The sequence below is a fragment of the Dolichospermum sp. LEGE 00246 genome, from assembly GCF_015207865.1.
Lineage (GTDB): Bacteria > Cyanobacteriota > Cyanobacteriia > Cyanobacteriales > Nostocaceae > Dolichospermum > Dolichospermum heterosporum.
The window spans coordinates 1-1,398 of sequence record NZ_JADEWA010000739.1 but is presented as its reverse complement, the minus strand read 5'-3'; the positions used below and the strand labels follow the sequence as shown (position 1 = coordinate 1,398).

Annotated in this window: 1 protein-coding gene; it reads left to right on the top strand. The window is 42.0% G+C overall.

Features of this window, described 5'->3' with window-relative positions:
- Positions 1-103 precede the first annotated feature (103 nt).
- Entirely contained in the window at positions 104-1,372 is a 1,269-nt protein-coding gene (locus IQ228_RS26045) for a glycosyltransferase family 1 protein (protein WP_027402958.1), read from the top strand.
- The last annotated feature ends 26 nt before the right edge of the window (positions 1,373-1,398 follow it).

Here is a 1,398-nt window from a genome sequence, read left to right as displayed (position 1 = left end):
AGACAGTTATTCAAAATTCCCCGCAAAAACACAGATTTCAGTTTAATAAGCGCAAGTTGAAAATTCACTCCCATATTGTTGAAATCGGAAACAGAAAAAATCTATGAAAGCTACCACTAAAAAACACATTGCTTTAATTTCAGTTCATGGTGATCCAGCGATTGAAATAGGCAGAGAAGAGGCAGGAGGACAAAATGTTTATGTCCGCCAAGTGGGTGAAGCCCTCGCACAGCTAGGATGGCAAGTAGATATGTTTAGCCGGAGGGTCAGTGCTGATCAAGAACGGATAGTCCAACATAACCCTAATTGTCGGACTATTCGGTTAACCGCAGGCCCGGTGGAATTTGTGCCAAGAGATCAGGGTTTTCAATATTTGCCAGCTTTCGTAGATCAGTTACTAGAATTTCAAAAAGAAGCTGGGATTAATTATGATTTAGTGCATACTAATTATTGGTTATCTAGCTGGGTAGGAATGGAACTCAAGAAAAGACAAGGAACTAAACAGGTTCATACTTACCATTCTTTAGGGGTGATCAAATACAACACCATAGAAAATATTCCTCTGGTGGCAAGTCAACGTTTAATAGTAGAAAAACAAGTATTGGAAACGGCGGAAAGGATTGTTGCCACCAGTCCGCAAGAACAAGAACATATGCGATCGCTTGTTTCCCAAAAAGGCAAAATTGATATTATTCCCTGTGGTACAGATATTCAGCAGTTTGGTTCAGTGGAAAGACAAGCTGCCAGGGCTAGTTTAGGAATTGATCCAGAAGCTAAAGTGGTGTTATATGTAGGTAGATTTGACCCCCGAAAAGGCATAGAAACCTTGATCAGGGCAATGCGGGAATCTAAGTTTTACGAATCCAAACAATTGCAGTTGATTATTGGTGGTGGCTGTACACCGGGGAATAGTGATGAAAAAGAACGCGATCGCCTCACCGGAATTGTCAACGAGTTAGGAATGGGTGAATGCACCTCTTTTCCCGGTTGTCTGAGTCGGCATATATTACCAGCTTATTTTGCTGCTGCTGATGTTTGTGTTGTTCCCAGCCACTACGAACCCTTTGGATTAGTAGCTATCGAAGCGATGGCGTGCGGTACACCTGTAGTCGCTAGTGATGTCGGTGGATTACAATTCACTGTTGTCAATGAAGAAACTGGTTTATTAGTGCCACCACAAAATGTCCCAGCTTTTAATCACGCCATTGATCGGATTTTGGGTAATCCTATATGGCAACAAGAACTAGGAAAAGCTGCCAAAAAGCGTGTTATCAATAAATTTAGCTGGCATGGCGTAGCTGGTCAGTTAGATGAACTATATACCCAACTGTTGCAACAATCTGTTAAAGAACCTGTATTAGCTAGTAAATAGGGGAGTTGGGGGAGTTGGGGGAGTTG